At 60.1% G+C, this 18,749-nt stretch carries 18 protein-coding genes and 1 other RNA gene; 10 read left to right on the plus strand and 9 right to left on the minus strand.

All coding sequences use genetic code 11. The annotated features are described in order from the left end of the window. Positions 1-140: 140 nt before the first annotated feature. The 4 genes from FHT93_RS28575 to FHT93_RS28590 form a co-directional block, all read right to left on the minus strand. On the minus strand, positions 141-2,213 hold the full coding sequence (locus tag FHT93_RS28575) for a mechanosensitive ion channel family protein (RefSeq protein ID WP_183850654.1): 2,073 nt from the start codon (positions 2,211-2,213) through the stop codon (positions 141-143). 144 nt (positions 2,214-2,357) lie between these two features. After that, positions 2,358-3,383 carry a phosphogluconate dehydrogenase (NAD(+)-dependent, decarboxylating) gene (gene gnd / locus FHT93_RS28580; RefSeq protein WP_183850659.1) on the minus strand — a complete coding sequence of 342 codons (1,026 nt, stop codon included), beginning with the start codon at positions 3,381-3,383 and terminating at the stop codon, positions 2,358-2,360. 237 nt (positions 3,384-3,620) lie between these two features. Beyond that, on the minus strand, positions 3,621-3,977 hold the full coding sequence (locus FHT93_RS28585) for a hypothetical protein (RefSeq protein ID WP_183850661.1): 357 nt from the start codon (positions 3,975-3,977) through the stop codon (positions 3,621-3,623). Positions 3,978-3,988: 11 nt separating this feature from the next. After that, on the minus strand, positions 3,989-4,471 hold the full coding sequence (locus FHT93_RS28590; protein WP_183850663.1) for an SRPBCC domain-containing protein: 483 nt from the start codon (positions 4,469-4,471) through the stop codon (positions 3,989-3,991). A gap of 56 nt (positions 4,472-4,527) precedes the next feature. Here FHT93_RS28590 and FHT93_RS28595 point away from each other — a divergent pair, with 56 nt between their 5' ends. The 3 genes from FHT93_RS28595 to FHT93_RS28605 all read left to right on the plus strand — a co-directional run bounded on the left by FHT93_RS28595 (position 4,528) and on the right by FHT93_RS28605 (position 6,512). After that, complete coding sequence (locus tag FHT93_RS28595; protein WP_112545056.1) at positions 4,528-4,860, plus strand: metalloregulator ArsR/SmtB family transcription factor; 333 nt, start codon at positions 4,528-4,530, stop codon at positions 4,858-4,860. A gap of 32 nt (positions 4,861-4,892) precedes the next feature. Then, complete coding sequence (locus FHT93_RS28600) at positions 4,893-5,426, plus strand: helix-turn-helix transcriptional regulator (RefSeq protein ID WP_183850665.1); 534 nt, start codon at positions 4,893-4,895, stop codon at positions 5,424-5,426. Positions 5,427-5,522: 96 nt separating this feature from the next. Then, a complete protein-coding gene (locus FHT93_RS28605; RefSeq protein ID WP_183850667.1) occupies positions 5,523-6,512 on the plus strand; it encodes an NAD(P)-dependent oxidoreductase in 990 nt (329 codons plus the stop codon). 111 nt (positions 6,513-6,623) lie between these two features. On the opposite strand, the gene FHT93_RS28610 is transcribed toward FHT93_RS28605, so the two are convergent. Further along, a complete protein-coding gene (locus FHT93_RS28610) occupies positions 6,624-7,454 on the minus strand; it encodes an aldo/keto reductase (RefSeq protein ID WP_183850668.1) in 831 nt (276 codons plus the stop codon). 25 nt (positions 7,455-7,479) lie between these two features. Further along, entirely contained in the window at positions 7,480-8,673 is a 1,194-nt protein-coding gene (locus FHT93_RS28615) for an MFS transporter (protein WP_183850670.1), read from the minus strand. 115 nt (positions 8,674-8,788) lie between these two features. Between FHT93_RS28615 and FHT93_RS28620 the strand changes: the two genes are divergently transcribed. Both FHT93_RS28620 and FHT93_RS28625 read left to right on the plus strand, forming a co-directional pair. Further along, positions 8,789-9,685: a LysR family transcriptional regulator gene (locus tag FHT93_RS28620; protein ID WP_112545052.1), complete on the plus strand. Its 897-nt coding sequence runs from the start codon at positions 8,789-8,791 to the stop codon at positions 9,683-9,685. Further along, the gene (locus FHT93_RS28625) at positions 9,682-10,293 is read left to right on the plus strand and encodes a GrpB family protein (RefSeq protein WP_246781759.1); all 612 of its coding nucleotides are present in this window, start codon (positions 9,682-9,684) and stop codon (positions 10,291-10,293) included. Before FHT93_RS28620 ends, FHT93_RS28625 begins: the two co-directional genes overlap by 4 nt. A 61-nt stretch (positions 10,294-10,354) precedes the next feature. Here FHT93_RS28625 and ssrS read toward each other — a convergent pair. The 3 genes from ssrS to FHT93_RS28640 all read right to left on the minus strand — a co-directional run bounded on the left by ssrS (position 10,355) and on the right by FHT93_RS28640 (position 11,240). After that, a non-coding RNA gene (gene ssrS / locus FHT93_RS28630) (6S RNA) lies at positions 10,355-10,513 on the minus strand. A gap of 59 nt (positions 10,514-10,572) precedes the next feature. After that, a complete protein-coding gene (locus tag FHT93_RS28635) occupies positions 10,573-10,950 on the minus strand; it encodes a cell division protein ZapA (RefSeq protein ID WP_183850672.1) in 378 nt (125 codons plus the stop codon). Positions 10,951-10,964: 14 nt separating this feature from the next. Further along, positions 10,965-11,240 (minus strand): DUF4164 domain-containing protein, encoded by a 276-nt coding sequence (locus FHT93_RS28640; RefSeq protein WP_112545050.1) that lies wholly within the window; start codon positions 11,238-11,240, stop codon positions 10,965-10,967. 333 nt (positions 11,241-11,573) lie between these two features. Between FHT93_RS28640 and tkt the strand changes: the two genes are divergently transcribed. From tkt to FHT93_RS28665, 5 genes are all read left to right on the plus strand, one after another. After that, positions 11,574-13,547: a transketolase gene (gene tkt / locus FHT93_RS28645; protein ID WP_113213261.1), complete on the plus strand. Its 1,974-nt coding sequence runs from the start codon at positions 11,574-11,576 to the stop codon at positions 13,545-13,547. A 65-nt stretch (positions 13,548-13,612) separates the two neighbouring features. Next, positions 13,613-14,623 carry a type I glyceraldehyde-3-phosphate dehydrogenase gene (gene gap / locus FHT93_RS28650; protein ID WP_112545061.1) on the plus strand — a complete coding sequence of 337 codons (1,011 nt, stop codon included), beginning with the start codon at positions 13,613-13,615 and terminating at the stop codon, positions 14,621-14,623. Positions 14,624-14,704: 81 nt separating this feature from the next. Next, entirely contained in the window at positions 14,705-15,214 is a 510-nt protein-coding gene (locus FHT93_RS28655) for a GNAT family N-acetyltransferase (RefSeq protein WP_183850673.1), read from the plus strand. 274 nt (positions 15,215-15,488) lie between these two features. Then, positions 15,489-17,339 carry a potassium/proton antiporter gene (locus tag FHT93_RS28660; protein ID WP_112545047.1) on the plus strand — a complete coding sequence of 617 codons (1,851 nt, stop codon included), beginning with the start codon at positions 15,489-15,491 and terminating at the stop codon, positions 17,337-17,339. An 80-nt stretch (positions 17,340-17,419) separates the two neighbouring features. Then, complete coding sequence (locus FHT93_RS28665) at positions 17,420-18,616, plus strand: phosphoglycerate kinase (protein ID WP_183850676.1); 1,197 nt, start codon at positions 17,420-17,422, stop codon at positions 18,614-18,616. The last annotated feature ends 133 nt before the right edge of the window (positions 18,617-18,749 follow it).

Raw genomic sequence — 18,749 nt, forward strand, 5'->3', positions numbered from 1 at the left:
CATGCAAGCTCTATGAACCATGTTGCGGCTACCCACACCCGCGCACTTGCCGCCTCCTTCATCCCCAATTGGGGCAAATTTGCGCAGCGCACAGGCGTGATCGCATTGCAATTTCGTAAGCTCTGCCTTGCATTGGAAGGTCAGGCCGCCGGTTCGCCCCCGGCATGGGCTTGTGCCGCGTAACGCGCCGCAGCGACACTAGCATCAATGTCGCGCTCGCCGGCGACCTGCACCGTCGGAACGGCGAATTCGATGCCGTTTTCCTTGAAGGCATTGCGGATCATCGCCAGCGCATTGCGGCGGATGACGAACTGCTCGCCTGGCTTTGTCATCATCGAGAGCCGGATCTCGATTGCGAATTCGCCGAACTGTTCGACACCCTTCATCTTCAAAGTTTCGATGATATTCGGACCCCACTCCGGGTTATCGAGAAGTTGCTGGCCGATCTGCTTGATGATCTTCTTCGTCTTCACGAGGTCCGTATCATAAGTGACATTCAGGCTGATCTTGTCGATCGTCCAGTCGCGGTTGAGGTTTTTGACGGCCCCGAGTTCGCCGAAAGGCACCGTGGTCAGCGGCCCGCGGTGATGGCGGAGTTTGACGGAACGCAGGCTGAAGGCCTCGACCACGCCCTTGTGGCTGCCGCTTTCGATATATTCACCGACACGAAAAGCATCGTCCCACAGATAGAACATGCCACTGATGACATCCTTGACGATCGTCTGCGCGCCGAAACCAACCGCAACGCCAACAACACCGGCACCCGCAATCAATGGCCCGATCTCAATGCCGAGACCTGAGAGCACCATGAGAACGGCGATCACGACGATGACGACGGCAAGGATGTTACGGAAGATCGGCAGGAGCGTCTGCAGACGGGCACGCTTGACTTTTTCCTCATCGCTGACCGTACCGTCAGCGGGTGAATCCAGAAGCTTGCCGTCGATATAGGCCTTCACCAGATGCCAGAGCAGATCGGCCGCAAGCAGGATGACAATGCCGCCGATCGTGCCGCGCGCCACCCGGTCGATCATCGTCTCGTTTGACGTCATCATCGCAGCGGTTTCGACGCCGAGCATGCGTCCGAGCCAGATCGCGGCAAGGGCGATGATCAGAGCCCTTACGCCGCGATCGAGCAAAACGGTCGCGATATGGCGCTTGGCAAGGAAACCCGCTTCGGCCTGGTGGAAGGATTTGACTGCGAGCGTCGAGACGGCAAGCACCCGTGGCAACAGCATGAGATAGATGCAGACCCAGAGAAGCCAATCGAAGCTCAGGACCCAGATGCCCCAGAGCAGGGCGAAATAGAGGGTCAACAACCAGGTAGCCGCATGACTGCGCCGCGTTTCATTGCCCGGTCGCGACCAGACCGCTTCCGTAGCGATCAGGAATAGGCCGATACCAAGCACATAGCCGACCAGATAGCGTGTAGCCATCGAATAGCCGAGCGGTTCCATCGATTGGAGAACGGCCCAGCCGAAGACGAAATAGATGACGAACAGAATGCAGCGACGAAACCAGAATCGTGCGACGGCCGGATCAACCGCAACCGTCTCTCCCTCGCCGCGCGGCAGGGTGACAAGATCGACGATGACACCGCCGATGGAAACAGCGAAGCGCTGCACGACGACAGCGACCGCAATGGCAATCGCGATATTCAGGCTGATCGGCGGCCAGTTGAAGCTGATCAACGCAAGCCCGGTGGCAAGGCCGAAGACAATGGCCGGAATGACGCGCGCAGCAAGCCGCGTGCCCGTCATTTGCGCCGCCCGCTCCCGCCTTTCGCGCACGGCCCGTCGCACCAGGATTTCGACGACAAAACCGGTGATGAGGATAGCCAGAAATTGTGCGGCCATACGCAGCGAACCCGCGGCTCCCAACTCACCCCAGAAGAGCGATGAGGCCCGCGTGATTTCGGATGGCAATGTCATCGCAGCACCCGAGACCATCGCGATATGCCGGCGGGCGTGCTGGAGGCGGCCCGACAATATCGACATTTCCTCGTTATTGTCGGTCGAGGCTGCAGGCGCCGCCATTTGCGTCGCCATCCATTGCTTGACCTCCGGCGTCTGCATCAGCTCCATCATCTGCCGCACCTGGGCAGGCGGGGCGACGTCGTTGGAAGCTGCCGGCGTCGTTTGTGCGGAAACGGCGCCGAAAAGAGAAAACAGCATCATGATGCTGCAGATGCCGATCGCAGAAATTCGCCGCATGCCCGCCTCCGGTGTTACAGGTCAGGCTTTTATGCAAGTGCCACGACGGAAAAGCCAGACGAACAAACGGTCTAGCTGAATACCGGCAAAAAGAAAGCCGCCTGCCTTTCGGCCGGCGGCTGACGTGAGAGAAATGCGCTTGCTTTACTTATGTGGTTTCTCGGCATGACCGCCGAAGCCGGCACGCATGGCCGAAAGCACCTTGTTGGCGAATTCGTCCTGGTCGCGCGAGGAGAAGCGGCCGTGAAGCGCAGCGCTGAGTACCGGCGTCGGCACGCTTTCATCGATCGCCGCCATGATCGTCCAGCGGCCCTCGCCGGAGTCCGAAACGCGGCCGGCATATTGAGTAAGCACCGGGTCCTTGTGCAGCGCATCGGCCGTCAGATCGAGCAGCCACGAGGTGATGACGCTGCCGCGGCGCCAGACTTCCGCAACTTCCGGCAGATTGAAATCGTACTGGTAGAATTCCGGATGGGAGAGCGGAGCCGTCTCGGCATCGGCCTCATGCGTCAGGGCGCCGACATTGGCGTGCTTCAGGATGTTGAGGCCTTCGGCATAAGCGGCCATCAGACCGTATTCGATGCCGTTATGGACCATCTTGACGAAGTGGCCTGCGCCATGCGGGCCGCAATGAAGGAAGCCCTGCTCGGCGGTGCTGAGAGCTGCGGCTTCCGGCGTGCGGTTCGGTGAGTTTTCCGCCGTGCCCGCACCTGGCGCCAGCGCTGCGAAGATGGGCGTCAGATGCTGCACGATGCCCTTCTCGCCACCGATCATCAGGCAATAGCCGCGCTCGAGGCCGAACACGCCGCCGCTGGTGCCGACGTCGACATAGTGGATGCCCTTGGTGATGAGTTCGGCGCCGCGGCGGATGTCGTCATGATAGTAGGAGTTGCCGCCGTCGATCAGGATATCGCCGTCATGGAGCAGCGGAACGATCGTGGCGATAACTTTGTCGGTGATCGCAGCCGGCAGCATTAGCCAGACTGCACGTGGACGGGCAAGCTTCGAAACGAATTCTTCGAGCGAGCCACTGCCCTCGGCACCGAGCCCAACAAGATCGGCGACGCTTTCCGGCTTGGCGTCATAGACCACACATTCGTGGCCGCCCCGCATCAAGCGCTGGACCATGTAATTGCCCATACGGCCCAAACCTACCATGCCAAGCTGCATCTGAAATCTCCTGGGATTTAATCGATATGATTCCGGAAACTAGCACCGGCATCGTGACAGGCAAGCGAAGTCTCTGTCACAAAGGCGAGTGCGTCTGCTACACCTTGCGCGGGGCTATGCCTTCCGCAGGTAGCAATCTGCCGCCTTTGGAGCGCAATTCCAACCCTCCAACAGAGATATAGCCGCCTCATCGGCGGCTACATGATCCAGCTCGGCATTGGTTTCAGCTGCATCGCCCTAATTGCGGCTGGTCTCCCGTACCAGATGGACGATGCCTGTGGGGTTGAGGATCCAGCCACCGCGAAGATTGGGTGGCAGTGGCTCGATGGGATCGCAGCGCGGGACACCGGCCTTTTCCAGATACTCTGCAGCACGCTCGAAATCCGGAGTCATGAATTCCAGCCAGAGCTCGGCCTGGCTCATGGTCGCCACCCGGTCGATCCAAAGCCGGATCGGCCCAAGCTCGAAGGAAACATCGTCTCCTGCAATTTCTTTCAGCTTCACGATGTCACGATAAAAGGAAACGGTGGCTTCATACTGATGCGGCGGAACCTTCATCGCGACGTCGACGCCGCCATAGATCAAATCGTTCATGACGCTTCCCCTCAACCTTCCTGCGCCTTGGCCTGCTCACCCCGCATCTCGCTGAGGAACATGCCTTCGCGCAGATTGATGCCGTATTCGACAAAGGCCTTCATGCAGCAGAACATCTGCGTCCAGCCCTCGAGATTCTGGTAGGTTCCGCGCCGCCCCGGCTCATCCTCACGCCAGCCATCCTCGGCGATGGTCACCATCGTGCCACCGTCATCAAGCGGCTTGAAATTCATCTCTACGAGGGTCTTGTAAGCCTTCTTCTCCTCGTCCGTGGCGCCATCCCATCGCAGCACGATCTTGCTGTCGGGCACAAGCTCGACCACCTCCACCGGCACGTCTTTCCACCAGGTCACCGTCGTGCCCTCAACCAGGGGCGCGCTCGCCCCGCCCACGGTGGTGAAGTAGCTCGAGAGTTTCTTTGGATTGACGACAGCATCGAAAACATCAGCCACCGGGCGGCCGATGCGGCCCGAGACGCGAATATTGAGGGACATGCGACTTCCTCCTCTTCTCCATTGTGCCTGATCCAATTATGTTATAAAAACATAACATGTCAAGTGAATCGGACGATGACCCCATTTTCAAGGCGCTGGCGCATCGCCGCCGCCGCGATATTCTCGATCTTCTGAAGGAAGAACCGCGCACGACGGGTGCGCTTTGCGAAGCATTCCCGGAGATGGATCGCTGCACGGTAATGCAGCATCTGAAGGTGCTGGAGGAAGCCGATCTGGTGATTGCCAGGAAGGAGGGCCGAGAGCGCTGGAACCATCTGAACAGCCTGCCGATCAAACAGATTCACGACCGCTGGATCAGCGCCTATGCAGGCCATGCACTGTCGATTCTCGACCGGCTGAAGAGCGACCTCGAGGGTCCGTCGCACTAGCTTGCTGCGGCAACTAGAGGGAGAGAGGAACCATGCCGATATCCGGATCTGCCATCCGTCGCATGCGCCAACTGCGTAAGATGAAGCAGGAACATCTGGCGGAATTGCTTGGTGTCAATCAGGCAACCGTCTCCCGCTTGGAGCGCGGCATCCTGCCAGTCACCGTCGCTCAGGCAACACGGCTGGAAAGCATCTTCACAAACAAATCATCCTCCGCCGATGCCGCGTTGAAACGTCTCGTCGAACATTCCCGGAGCAAGGTTCATCTTATCTGCGACCGCACCCACCGGCTTCTCGCAGCCTCCAGTGTACGGCAGAGCGAATGGCGCCTGCCGCTCTCCGATCTCATGGACAGGTCTTTGCTCTCCTATGCGTCGCAGGAAATCGTGAAGACAGAGGGCGAACTCGCCGGCCTCGGCTGGCATGAAGGCCAAATGAATTCGCTGACACTGGAGACGGGCGCAAACGATAATCCGCACCTGCCCATCGTGGCCGGGCAGGTATTGTGGGAGCGCATCTTCCTGGCTGACGGCAGCGCCGCACGATTGGTTACGACACTCGACTGAGCCTGCAGATTTGCTGCATTCCGCTGCATAAATTATACGTTGTCCCGCGAGAGCGGCCTTTGTTAGCGTCCGTCACCAACTGTCCGGAGACGCAGAATGACAATACTGGTGACGGGAAGCACAGGCCATCTGGGCGAAGCGCTGATGCGCACCTTGACGGATCAAGGCCGTCAGGTCCGCGGCATCGATATCAAACCCTCGCCTTTTACCGATATGACCGGATCGATTACCGATCCCGATTTCATCCGCCGTGCGATGACAGGCATCACCGCCATTATCCACGCCGCCACGCTGCACAAGCCGCATGTCGGAACACACGCCAACAAGGATTTCATCGACACCAACGTCGCAGGCACGATGAACCTTCTCGAGCAGGCAGTCGCGGTAGGCGCAACAAGCTTCGTTTTCACCAGCACCACCAGCGCTTTCGGAGCGGCCCTGCGCCCGGCCGCAGGCGAACCGGCCGCTTGGGTCACCGAAGATGTTCTGCCCGTTGCCCGAAATATCTATGGCGTTACGAAGGTCGCAGCCGAAGGCATCTGCGAGCTCTTCGCGCGCACCATGTCACTGCCCCTCATCGTTCTGAGGACCTCGCGATTCTTCCCGGAAGATGACGACGATCTCGATATTCGCAACCGCTATTCCGCCGAAAATGCACAGGCCAACGAGTTGCTTTATCGGCGCGTCGATATCGAGGATGTGGTCGACGCCCATTTGCTGGCACTGGAAAGAGCGCCGTCCATCGGCTTCGGTCGTTATATCATTTCAGCGACGGCCCCCTTCACCGAAGCCGATCTTGCCGACCTGCGTCGTGATGCGGTCGCGACGGTGGAGCGCCTTTTCCCCGACATGGCCGCACTTTACGCGGCGCACGGATGGACGATGTTTCCGAACTTCGACCGTGTCTATGTCAATGCGCTGGCCCGGCAGGAGCTCGGCTGGCACCCGAAGTACGACTTTCGGCACGTGCTCGATTGCCTGCGCGACGGCAGGGAATGGAGAAGTCCGCTCGCTCTTCGCGTCGGCACAAAGGGTTACCACGCCCAGATTTTCGAGGATGGGCCTTACCCGCTCCAGCGCCGCTGATACGGACCGCGAGGCAGGCCGTATGCACAAGAAGAACCGGGGATAATTGCAGACATCGCCGATCTGCCCAAGCTTTAGCCGATAGAGAAACGGGCGCCGAAGCGCCCGTTCTCAAGCTGCCTTATCCCAGGCGGGAGCCAACCCTTCCGGGCTGACGATGCGACCATCGGGGTTCGCCAGCGCATGGATTGCAGACATCTCTTCGGAAGAGAGTTCGAAATCGAAGATCGCCGCATTCTCCCGCGCGCGCTGTTCCGAGACTGTCTTGGAAAGCGCGATCATATCCTGCTGCACGATCCAGCGCAGTACAATCTGCGCTATCGACCTGCCATGCTTGGCGGCAATCGTCTTGAGCGTTGCATCCTCGAACACCTTGCCGTCAGCCATGGCGTAATAGGCCGTCACCGACATATCGAACTGCTTTGCAGCGTGCAGCACCGGCGTTTGATCGATATAGGGATGATACTCCACCTGGTTCGTCACGACTGGCAGACTGCTGAGCTTGACGGCCTCCCGCATCAGATCAGTATTGAAGTTCGACACGCCGATATGGCGCACCTTGCCCGCCTTCGCCACTTCGTTCAGCGCGCCGATCTGCTCGGCGAGCGGTACGGCCTGGTTCGGCCAATGAAGCAGCAGAAGGTCGACATAATCAGTCTTCAACTTCTTCAGGCTCTCGTCGACCGACGCAAGGAAGGCACCGCGCTTGTAGTTCTCGACCCAGACCTTGGTCGTCAGGAAGATATCGCCGCGAGCGACGCCGGAGCGGCGAATGCCTTCGCCGACCTCGGCCTCGTTGCCGTAGATCTGCGCGGTGTCGATGTGGCGATAGCCATTGACGAGCACGCGGGAGACCATGCGTTCGGCGTCGGGTCCCGGCACGCGGAACGTGCCAAAGCCGAGGGCCGGGATGGAGGCGCCATTGGCGCTGACGAATTTCATGCTGTTTCCTTTCAAGTCGGAGAGATCAGGCCGCGCTGCAGGCAGCGGCAGCATTCGGGATGGAGCGGCGGTCGAGCGCACCGCTCCTGATGGTGAGGCCTAGGGCAACGGTGACGAGCGCGGCGGCAACGAAAGGCGTGGCGCCCAGCCCGAAGCGGGATTCGACGACCAGACCGCCGATCCAGGCACCCATGGCGATGCCGAGGTTGAAGGCGGCGATATTGAGCGCCGAGGCAACATCGACGGCGTTCGGCTGCAGCTGGCGTGCAAGCTGCACGACATAGAGCTGCAGGCCGGGCACATTGGCGAAGGACAGGAAGCCGAGGATCGCAAGCGTCGGGATCGTCAGCCAGGGCGAGACAGCTGTGAAGCCGAAGAGCACCAGCACGAGTGCCTGGGCGATGAACAGGAAGGTCAGAGCCTTGACCGGATCACGGTTGGAGATGCGCCCGCCGACGACGTTGCCGACGGCAATCGCCACGCCATAGAGCATCAGGATCAGGCCGACGGCCGAGGAGGCAAAACCGGTAACTTGTTCGAGGATCGGCGCGAGGAAGGTGAAGGCAACAAAGGTACCGCCATAACCGAGTGCCGTCATGGCATAAACGAGAAGCAGCCGCCCCGTGGCAAGTACGCGGATCTGTTCGCCGATGCTGGCCGGCGGGGCCTTCTTGAGGTTCGAGGGCAGCAGGAAGGCAATGGCTGCGAAGGCAACGACACCGAGACCGGCAACGGCAGCAAAGGTGGTGCGCCAGCCGAAAGTCTGGCCAATGAACGTGCCGAGCGGAACGCCGGTGACGATCGCAACCGTCAGGCCCATGAACATCATCGCAATAGCCGACGCCCTTCGGTTCTCCGGCACAAGATCGGCAGCGATGGTGGAACCGACGGAAAAGAAGACGCCGTGCGCAAAGGCCGAGACGACGCGGGCAATCAGCAGCACTTCATAACCGGGGCTGAGCGCCGCGATGATGTGACCGATGATAAAGAGCGCCATCAGCCCAAGCATGAGCGGCTTGCGCTCGATCCGTCCGGTCAACGCCGTCAGGATCGGTGCGCCGAAGGTAACGCCCAGCGCATAGACGCTGACGATGAGGCCGGCGAGCGGCAGGGTGATGTGAAGGTCGGTGGCAACCGTCGGCAGCAGGCCGACGATGACGAATTCCGTCGTGCCGATCGCGTAAGCCGCAATCGTCAATGCAAAGAGAGCGAGTGGCATGAGAGTGACCCGATGATTGGTTCTTGTTCGGGTCGGAATATGGGCGTGGCGCACTTCCTCGATAATTGCCTATAATAGCTCAACAGTTGTGAATTGAATTCAAGATAGGAAACGGATGGATAACCGCATCGGCGAGATGGATGTCTTCGTGCAGGTGGCCGAACTGCAAAGCTTCTCGGCCGCTGGCCGCAAGCTCAAGCTTTCGCCCTCCGCCGTCAGCAAGCTCGTCACCCGGCTCGAGGACCGTCTCGGCACGCGTCTTCTGGTGCGCACGACCCGCGCCCTGCAACTGACGCCAGAGGGCGAAATCTATCTCGAACGCTCCCGACGCATCCTCGCCGACATCGAGGAAACGGAACGCGCCGTCGCAGCAGGCGGCACGACGGTGGCTCGAGGACGCCTGCGCGTGAGCACCTCGGTCGCCTTTGGCGTTCGCTACATAGTGCCGCTGGTGCCCGATTTCCTGAAGCTTTATCCCGAGGTCGACCTCGACCTCGCGCTCAGCGATGGCATTATAGATATCATCGGCGAACGCGCCGATATCGCCATCCGTTCGGGCGCCTTGCGCGATTCCTCACTGAAGGCGCGCAAGCTCCTCGAAAGCCGCCGGGTTATCGTTGCCTCACCCGGCTATCTGAAACGGCAAGGCATCCCGGAAAGCCCTGAGGATCTCGATCGTCACAACTGCCTGACCTTCAGCTTCCGCTCAACCTCGGAGGAATGGCCATTCCGCAATCCCGAAAATGGCGGTCGCTTCTCGAGAACCGTCTTTGGCAACCTCGAAACCAACAACGGACCAACGGCTCGCAGCCTTTGCCTCGCCGGCCTTGGCCTCGCTCGTGTGGGTCAGTTCCATGTACAGCCGGATATCGATGCCGGAACGCTGGTGGCTGTATTGGAAACCTATAATCCTGAAGATATCGAACTCATTCACGCCGTGTATCCCGGTCACGAACATCTTGCCGCACGTATCCGGGCCTTCATCGATTTCCTGGTCGAGAACATTCATTGAGGAAGACCTCCGTCATTCCCCTGTCACGGCTCAACGATAGCGAGCGCTCCATGCCGATAGAAATCCATCCGCCGCGCCAAAGCTGGGCCGACGACTTCGCAAGTTTGAAGCGGGCGATCCGGCGCGCAGCACCCGCCGGTGCCGTAATCCATCACATCGGCTCCACGGCCGTGCCCGGACTTGTCGCAAAGGATATCATCGACATCCAGGTGAGTGTCGATGCTCTTGAACTGGCCGATAGAACAGCGTTCGAACGCGAGGGGTTCGAGAGCCGCTCGATCGTAACCGATCACTGTCCACCAGGTCTCGATCTGGCAGATGGCGAGCTGAGAAAGCTGTATTTCAAAAGCAGGGGCCGGCCCGCGAATATCCATGTTCGTGAAAGGGGCCGCTTCAATCAGCGCTATCCGCTTTTATGCCGGGATTTCCTGCGCGCTCATCCGACGGCGGCAGCAGCCTACGAGCTGATCAAGCAACGCCTCGCCGGCTTTTTCCCTGACAATGCCGAAGCCTATTACGATATCAAGGATCCGGTTTTCGATATCATCATGGAGGGCGCCTACGACTGGGCAAAGCTCACCGGCTGGAGTGAACCACCAGGCGACTGAAAGCGGGACTTGTCGGGAAATATCAGCGCCGGCCAAGAAGAACCCGCCGACGAGAGATAAAGCGCGATCCACACAACCGGTGGAAACTTTCGATCCTGGGCGCCTACGAAAGTAGGTGGGCGCCGTATGTCCAGACCCACGAGCCCGGACAGGGACAGCTCCCTAAGGATCGGGTATGGCCCCGAGGATTCATTGTTCCTGTCGAGAAGCACAGACCGCGTGAGCGAATATAGGGACATTTGCAGCACCGCACCAGTGGGGCAGCACCGCTCTCCCAAATTAATTAAGCTCGGCCGGCGTACGGCCGTTCAGCTTGTCGGCAATGCCCTGAATACGGCTCGTGACCTCCGAAAGCGCCACTGCAATGCCTTCTTCCGTGCGAGCGGTGGCGGCAATTACCGTGTCCCGGTTGCTGCGGAGCGACTCCAACTCCGATTCCAGCCCGGCAACGCGTCGCGTCAGCTCCGAGATCTCGTCCATCACCATGATGCCGGCCATGACGGTGATCCTGAGATCGCCGATTTCGCCGAACTGACCCTTGAGATGGCCGACATAACGGTCGAAACGAACTGCGAGGTCGGTCAGATGATCTTCCTGCCCCTCTTCGCAGGCCATGCGATAGGCCTTGCCGTCGATCGTAACCGTTACCTGCGCCATGTCATCATGTCCTCTTAGCGGTCAAGAACCGCGCGGATCGTTTCCATCGCCGTCACCAGACGCCGCGAAACCTCGCGATTGACCTCTTCCAGCCGGTTCGCGCGGAATTCGGCCTGGTCGAGCTCCTGGGCAAGGCGAGAGCGGTCGGCATGCACGCGGCGGACTTCGCCTTCGATCTCGCCCTGCTCACGCTGGCGCTCGATGCGCATGTCGACAGCATTCTCGAGGCCCGAGATTGCCTGTTTGAGCTCCGTAAGCGCAGCTTCGATGATGTTGCCATTAGGCGTCATGTCTTTTCCGGTTCCCCGCACAAGACCCGCGAATCGGCCTCTGTCGCCGACCCTGTATTTTCAAGAGGATATGCAGCTAGGCTGGAGCGCGTCAATAAAGCCCCTCGGCTACCCCCTGCCCTATTCTGTGGATGAGCGATTTACACAAGCCTGCCACACAAGATTCGTCTTTTGTAAAACTTGACGGTCAAATGTCAAAAATCGTCGCACCCGGCCTCCAAACGGCTTCCATTTTGTTGACTTGGCCGTTCCAACTGGTATGTCTCGACCGCTCTCATTGATGGTCTTGGCAGGCTCGAGGCCATCCTCAAACCCGGAACTAGCGGAAAAGCCATGACCTCACGCGAACAAAACGACCGGATGGCGAATGCGATCCGTTTCCTCTCCATGGATGCTGTCGAAAAGGCGAATTCCGGCCACCCGGGCATGCCGATGGGCATGGCGGATGTGGCAACTGTCCTCTTTACCAAATATCTCCGCTTCGATCCCCAGAAGCCGCACTGGCCGAACCGCGACCGCTTTGTTCTCTCTGCCGGTCATGGCTCGATGCTGCTCTACTCGCTTCTCTATTTGACCGGCTATCCGGACATGTCGGTCGAGGACTTGAAGCAGTTCCGTCAGCTCGGCTCCAAGACCGCCGGCCATCCGGAATATGGCCATGCCACCGGCATCGAAACGACCACTGGCCCGCTCGGCCAGGGCATTGCCAATGCCGTCGGCATGGCGATCGCCGAGCGCAAGCTGCGCGACGAGTTCGGTCCGGAATTGCAGGACCACTACACTTACGTCATCAATGGCGACGGCTGCCTGATGGAAGGCATCAGCCACGAAGCGATCGCGCTTGCCGGCCACCTGAAGCTCAACAAGCTGATCCTCTTCTGGGACAACAACTCGATCACCATCGACGGCGCCGTTTCCCTGTCCGACTCGACCGATCAGGTCGCTCGCTTCAAGGCCGTTCACTGGAACACGATCGAGATCGACGGTCACGACCAGGCCGCCATCGCCGATGCGATCGAAGCCGCCCACAAGTCCGACCGCCCGACCTTCATTGCCTGCAAGACTGTCATCGGCTTCGGTGCCCCGAACAAGCAGGGCACCCACAAGGTACACGGCAACCCGCTCGGCGCCGACGAAATCGCCGCCACCCGCAAGGCGCTGAACTGGGAATACGAGCCCTTCGTCGTTCCCTCCGACGTCCTCGACGCATGGCGCGCCGCCGGCACCCGCTCTGACAATATCGTCAAGGCATGGGAAGAAACGCTGTCCAAGTCGCCGGCCAAGGCCGAGTTCACCCGTCGTTTTGCCGGTGACCTGCCCGAAGGCTTCGACAGGGCTATCGACGACTACAAGAAGAAGCTTGCCGAAACCAAGCCGACGATCGCTTCCCGCAAGGCATCCGAAGATGCGCTCGAAGTCATCAACGGCTTCGTGCCGGAAACGCTCGGCGGCTCCGCTGACCTGACGCCGTCGAACAATACCAAGACCAGCCAGATGCATTCGATCACGCCGACGGATTTCGCCGGCCGCTATATGCACTGGGGCATCCGTGAGCACGGCATGGCCTCTGCCATGAACGGCATCGCACTCCATGGCGGTCTTATTCCTTACGGCGGCGGCTTCATGATCTTCTCGGATTATTGCCGCCCACCGATCCGTCTCGCCTCGCTCATGGGCATCCGTGTCATCCACGTCCTCACCCATGACTCGATCGGCGTCGGCGAGGACGGCCCGACGCACCAGCCTGTCGAACAGATCGCCGGCCTGCGTGCGGTGCCGAACCTGCGTGTCTTCCGCCCGGCCGACGCAGTCGAGACCGCGGAATGCTGGCAGATTGCCATGAAGAGCAAGGACCATCCGTCCGCTCTGGCCCTGACCCGTCAAAACCTGACGACCGTCCGCACCGAGTATAATCAGAAGAACCTCTGCGAACTCGGCGCCTACACGCTCGCCGGCAACGCCGATGCCAAGGTCACGATCTTCGCCTCCGGTTCGGAAGTGGAACTCGCCGTTGCCGCCCGTGCAACGCTTGAAGGCAAGGGTGTCAGCACCCGCGTCGTTTCCGTTCCCTGCACGGAACTCTTCTTCGATCAGCCGGAGGCTTACCGCAAGGAAATCCTCGGCAACTCGCCGGTCAAGATCGCCGTCGAAGCCGCCGTTCGCGAAGGCTGGGATGCCTTTATCGGTCCGGAAGGCACCTTCGTCGGCATGAAGGGCTTCGGCGCGTCCGGCCCGGCCAAGAAGGTGTTCGAGCATTTCGGCATCACGGCTGACGCCGTCGTCGCAGCAGCAGAAGCCAAGCTTTAAGGGAGTGCCTTCGGGCGCTTCCTCATCTATTATCCGCAATCCCAATCTCTAGGGAGTGAATGAACATGACAGTCAAGGTTGCCATCAACGGTTTCGGTCGTATCGGCCGCAACGTTCTTCGCGCCATCGTCGAATCCGGCCGTACGGACATCGAAGTCGTCGCCATCAACGACCTCGGCCCGGTCGAGACCAACGCCCACCTGCTGCGTTACGACTCCATCCACGGTAAGTTCCCGGCCGAAGTGAAGGTCGAAGGCGACACGATCGTCGTCGGCGGCGGCAAGCCTATCAAGGTCACCGCGATCAAGGATCCGGCAACCCTTCCCCACAGGGAATTGGGTGTCGACATCGCGATGGAATGCACGGGCATCTTCACCGCCCGCGACAAGGCCGCGGCTCATCTGACGGCTGGTGCCAAGCGCGTCATCGTTTCGGCTCCTGCCGACGGCGCTGACCTGACCGTCGTCTTCGGCGTCAACCATGACCAGCTCACCAAGGAGCATCTGGTCATCTCCAACGCCTCCTGCACCACCAACTGCCTGGTGCCGGTCGTGAAGATTCTCGACGACGCCGTCGGCATCGACCACGGCTTCATGACCACTATCCACTCCTACACCGGCGACCAGCCGACGCTCGATACGATGCACAAGGATCTGTATCGCGCCCGCGCTGCTGCCCTCTCGATGATCCCGACCTCGACGGGTGCTGCCAAGGCCGTCGGCCTCGTTCTGCCGCACCTCAAGGGCAAGCTCGACGGCACCTCGATCCGCGTTCCGACCCCGAACGTTTCGGTCGTCGATTTCAAGTTCGTTGCCAAGAAGGCCACCACGGTCGGCGAAATCAACGAAGCGATCAAGGCTGCCGCAAACGGCAAGCTGAAGGGCATCCTCGGCTACACCGATGAGCCGCTCGTTTCCCGTGACTTCAACCACGACAGCCACTCCTCGATCTTCGCGACCGACCAGACGAAGGTCATGGAAGGCAACTTCGTGCGCGTCCTGTCCTGGTACGACAACGAGTGGGGCTTCTCCAGCCGCATGTCCGACACGGCTGTTGCCTTCGCCAAGCTCATCTAAGCGTCAGGCATCAAGATCAGGAAGCGGCTCGGGAAACCGGGCCGTTTTCATTTTGGGCGATCGATCAGGAGATGGAAGAGCATGGCGCAACTGACTATTCGCAACGCGACTGTTGATGACGCCGCCGAACTCTGCGGGCTCATCAATGAGATCATCGAAGCGGGCGGCACGACTGCCCTCGAGGATCGCTTTTCGCCCGAACTTTTGGCCGACTGGTTCATATCCGGCGAATTCGCCCTCATCTGCCATGTGGCGCAGGCAGGGTCTGGCCTCGCCGGCTTTCAGTTCCTCAGCCGTTACGGCGATTTGCCGAAGAGGTGGTCCGATATCGGAACTTTCGCGCGCCTGAACCCGAAGATCCCAGGCGTCGGCACTGCCCTGTTTGCCGCAACACGCTCTGCAGCCAAGGAACGCAATATCGAAATCATCAACGCAACCATCCGCGCCGACAACATTGGCGGGCTGGCCTACTACGAGAAGATGGGGTTCAGTACCTATAACACGCTGAAGAAAGTGCCGCTCAAGGACGGTACGCCCATGGACCGAATTCAGAAGCAATTTCAGGTGACGAAAAATGGAAGCGGCCTCTAACGGTCTCATCAACAAAAAGTGTGACGCTCCCTCTGCCTGCCCTGCTCTCGCCTGATTTCCTCATACATTCTTTATAGAGACTTTTTCCAATAGCATTCTTTTCTGGCCCTCACCCCAAGGGCCGTCCAGCAGCATGACGCAGCAATGCAGCCGAGGTTAAGCCGCAAGGCCTACCCTTCTGCTGTTTTTTGCCGTTTACTGAAAGATCGTGCTGGACGTTGGGGGATGGGCGGGGGCGGCTGCGGGATGGCGTGACGAAGCGAAAGGGGTAGGGATGGAAGCGTTTTATATCGTGGTGCTGGTTGCGACGGCGCTCGTGCTTCTTGCGGCCTTCTCGAGCCTGCTTGCGTTCCGCTTCGGCGCTCCTCTCCTGTTGCTGTTTCTGATGATCGGGCTTGCCGCCGGCGTCGATGGTCTCGGCATCGAATTCAGCAACAACTACCTCGCCTATATTCTGGGCTCCATCGCGCTTGCGATTATCCTTTTCGATTCCGGCTTCGGTACACCGATGCAGGCCTTCCGGATTGCCGCGATACCGTCATTGACACTGGCATCGGTAGGCGTGCTCTTGACTGCCGGACTCTTCGCCTTCGCCGCTCGCTGGCTGCTGCATTTCAGCTGGCTGGAAGGCATGCTGCTTGGCTCAATTGTCGCCTCTACCGATGCTGCAGCCGTCTTCTTCCTGCTGCGCATCGGTGGCATCAACATCCGAGACAAGGTGCGCTCCACGCTGGAGGTCGAATCCGGCACCAACGACCCGATGGCGATCTTCCTGACCATCGCCCTGGTCGAGGTTCTCGCCAGCGGCGAACGTTACGCAGGCATCAATATCGGCATGCTTGCCATGTTCATTCAGCAGATGGGCCTTGGCGTCATACTCGGCCTGCTCGGCGGCATGATGATCGTGCTGATCGCCGGGCGGCTGGAAACGGATCGCGGCCTCACGCCAATCTTCGTGCTGGCGCTCGCCTTGCTCGTCTTCTCCTTCACCGGCGCGGTTGGCGGCAGTGGCTTCCTCGCCGTCTATGTCGCTGGCATCTATGCCGGAAACCGAAAGATGCAGGCGATCGGCACCATCAGGCGCTTTCAGGACGGCATGACCTGGCTTGCCCAGATCATTATGTTCCTTGTGCTCGGCCTGTTGGCGACGCCTTCGCAATTCCCTGTCATCATCGTGCCGGCGATCCTGCTCGCTCTCTTCCTGATCTTCGTCGCCCGGCCGCTCGCCGTCTGGCTGTCGCTGCTGCCCTTCGATTATACGCAGCAGGAAATCGGCTTTGTCGCCTGGGTCGGTCTGCGCGGCGCAGTCTCAATCCTGCTTGCCATCATGCCGATCCTCGGCGGCCTGCAGCACAGCCAGATCTACTTCAACACCGCCTTCATCATCGTGCTCGTCTCGCTCCTCGTGCAGGGCTGGACAATCAAGCCGGTCGCCAAGCGCCTCGGCCTCATCATTCCGCCGCGCATCGGCGCGGTCGACAAAGTCGAGGTCGACCTGCCAGGCGCGGCCAATCACGAGTTGCTTTCCTATCGCGTCGTCAAGGACAGCCCGGTTCTGCGTGGCGAGCGCATTCCGCGCTGGGCGGCACCCTCGCTTGTGATCCGCGACGGCAAGTCGATGCGCTACCAATATGCCGGTCGCTTGAGGGAAAACGATCTCGTCTACCTCTTCATCGCTCCCAGCTATTCGCGCCTGCTCGACCGGCTCTTCGCCAGCCGTGCACCTGTTGATGAGGACGACGCGGAATTTTTTGGCGCCTTCGCACTGTCGCCGGCTCGCCCTGCCGCCGATCTCGATGCCGCTTATGGTCCGGGCCTGCTCAATGAATCCGAGAAGGGTTTGACGATCGCCGAACTGATGAAACAGCGCCTCGGCGGCAAGGCGGATTATGCCGATCGCGTCCGTCTAGGCTCGCTCATTCTCATCGTCCGCGACCTCGACGATCAGGATCACATCACCTCTGTCGGCATGTCATTGGAGGCCGTGGAGCCCGCCATAACATTGCCGATCTTCATCAATCTGCGCGAAATTATCCAGCGTACCCGCGACCGTATGAAAGGCCGCAAAAGGCATGAGGTGACGGCTGCGGAAAGTGCTGCCGGACGTGACGAAACCCCACGCTAAAACGGCCGCCGACTGCCTTGCGTCTCCTTCGATCCTTGCTATGGTCGGCGCAACTTTCGCAACCACGAACGGATCCTTCCATGGCAGCTTTCAAGACCCTCGACGACCTCAACGATATCGCCGGCAAGCGTGTTCTCGTCCGCGTCGACCTCAACGTCCCGGTCAAGGACGGCAAGGTTACGGACACGACCCGCATCGAGCGCGTCGCGCCGACGATCCTTGAACTGTCGAAAAAGGGAGCGAAGGTCATCCTGCTCGCCCATTTCGGTCGCCCGAAGGACGGCCCCTCGGCAGAATTATCGCTTTCTCTGATTGCTCCGTCCGTCGAGGCGGTGCTCGACCATGCCGTGCTGACGGCGTCCGACTGCATCGGCCAAGCAGCCGCTTCCGCCGTCGCGAAGATGAACAATGGCGATATCCTGCTTCTGGAAAACACCCGCTTCCACAAGGGAGAGGAAAAGAACGATCCTGAATTCACAAAGGCGCTCGCCGCAAACGGCGATATCTATGTGAACGACGCCTTCTCCGCTGCTCACCGCGCCCACTCCTCCACCGAAGGCCTTGCCCATCACCTGCCGGCCTATGCGGGGCGCACGATGCAGGCAGAACTCGAGGCGCTCGAAAAAGGCCTCGGCAACCCGATCCGTCCGGTCGTCGCCATCGTCGGTGGCGCCAAGGTCTCGACCAAGATCGACCTTCTTATGAACCTCGTGAAGAAGGTCGACGCGCTCGTGATCGGCGGCGGCATGGCCAACACCTTCATCGCCGCCCGAGGCACCAATGTCGGCAAGTCGCTCTGCGAACATGACCTCGCCGATACCGCCAAGCAGATCATGATCGAAGCCGCCACGGCCGGCTGCGCGATCGTTCTGCCGGAAGACGGGGTTATCGCCCGCGAATTCAAGGCAGGAGCGGCCAATGAGATCGTCTCGATCGAAGCCATCCCCGGTGACGCCATGGTCCTCGATGTCGGTCCAAAGTCGGTCGAAGCCGTCAAGGCCTGGATCGAGCGCGCCACGACGCTCGTCTGGAACGGTCCGCTCGGCGCCTTCGAAATCGAGCCTTTCGACGCAGCGACCGTCGCCGCTGCGAAATATGCCGCCGAGCGCACCAAGGCCGGCAAGCTCACGTCAGTTGCAGGCGGCGGCGATACGGTCTCGGCGCTGAACCATGCCGGCGTTGCCGAAGAATTTACCTATGTTTCGACGGCAGGCGGCGCCTTCCTCGAATGGATGGAAGGCAAGGAACTGCCGGGCGTGGCCGTTCTCTCTCGGTAACGGCCGATTGGCGATAAGCCGATTCGGCAGATATTCCAGCAGGATAGGCCGCGGGAATGAACGCTTCCGCGGTCTTTTGCTCAAGAAGAGGAAAAATTCCCGAACTTTCAAACGATTGAAATCATTTCAATCG

The sequence above is a fragment of the Rhizobium sp. BK379 genome, assembly GCF_014193955.1.
Classification (GTDB): domain Bacteria; phylum Pseudomonadota; class Alphaproteobacteria; order Rhizobiales; family Rhizobiaceae; genus Rhizobium.

Coding starts and splice junctions, on each gene's coding strand:
- FHT93_RS28575 (WP_183850654.1), bottom strand. CDS start 2,213: ATGCGGCGAATTTCTGCGATCGGCATCTGCAGCATCATGATGCTGTTT.
- gnd (WP_183850659.1), bottom strand. CDS start 3,383: ATGCAGCTTGGCATGGTAGGTTTGGGCCGTATGGGCAATTACATGGTC.
- FHT93_RS28585 (WP_183850661.1), bottom strand. CDS start 3,977: ATGAACGATTTGATCTATGGCGGCGTCGACGTCGCGATGAAGGTTCCG.
- FHT93_RS28590 (WP_183850663.1), bottom strand. CDS start 4,471: ATGTCCCTCAATATTCGCGTCTCGGGCCGCATCGGCCGCCCGGTGGCT.
- FHT93_RS28595 (WP_112545056.1), top strand. CDS start 4,528: ATGTCAAGTGAATCGGACGATGACCCCATTTTCAAGGCGCTGGCGCAT.
- FHT93_RS28600 (WP_183850665.1), top strand. CDS start 4,893: ATGCCGATATCCGGATCTGCCATCCGTCGCATGCGCCAACTGCGTAAG.
- FHT93_RS28605 (WP_183850667.1), top strand. CDS start 5,523: ATGACAATACTGGTGACGGGAAGCACAGGCCATCTGGGCGAAGCGCTG.
- FHT93_RS28610 (WP_183850668.1), bottom strand. CDS start 7,454: ATGAAATTCGTCAGCGCCAATGGCGCCTCCATCCCGGCCCTCGGCTTT.
- FHT93_RS28615 (WP_183850670.1), bottom strand. CDS start 8,673: ATGCCACTCGCTCTCTTTGCATTGACGATTGCGGCTTACGCGATCGGC.
- FHT93_RS28620 (WP_112545052.1), top strand. CDS start 8,789: ATGGATAACCGCATCGGCGAGATGGATGTCTTCGTGCAGGTGGCCGAA.
- FHT93_RS28635 (WP_183850672.1), bottom strand. CDS start 10,950: ATGGCGCAGGTAACGGTTACGATCGACGGCAAGGCCTATCGCATGGCC.
- FHT93_RS28640 (WP_112545050.1), bottom strand. CDS start 11,240: ATGACGCCTAATGGCAACATCATCGAAGCTGCGCTTACGGAGCTCAAA.
- tkt (WP_113213261.1), top strand. CDS start 11,574: ATGACCTCACGCGAACAAAACGACCGGATGGCGAATGCGATCCGTTTC.
- gap (WP_112545061.1), top strand. CDS start 13,613: ATGACAGTCAAGGTTGCCATCAACGGTTTCGGTCGTATCGGCCGCAAC.
- FHT93_RS28655 (WP_183850673.1), top strand. CDS start 14,705: ATGGCGCAACTGACTATTCGCAACGCGACTGTTGATGACGCCGCCGAA.
- FHT93_RS28660 (WP_112545047.1), top strand. CDS start 15,489: ATGGAAGCGTTTTATATCGTGGTGCTGGTTGCGACGGCGCTCGTGCTT.
- FHT93_RS28665 (WP_183850676.1), top strand. CDS start 17,420: ATGGCAGCTTTCAAGACCCTCGACGACCTCAACGATATCGCCGGCAAG.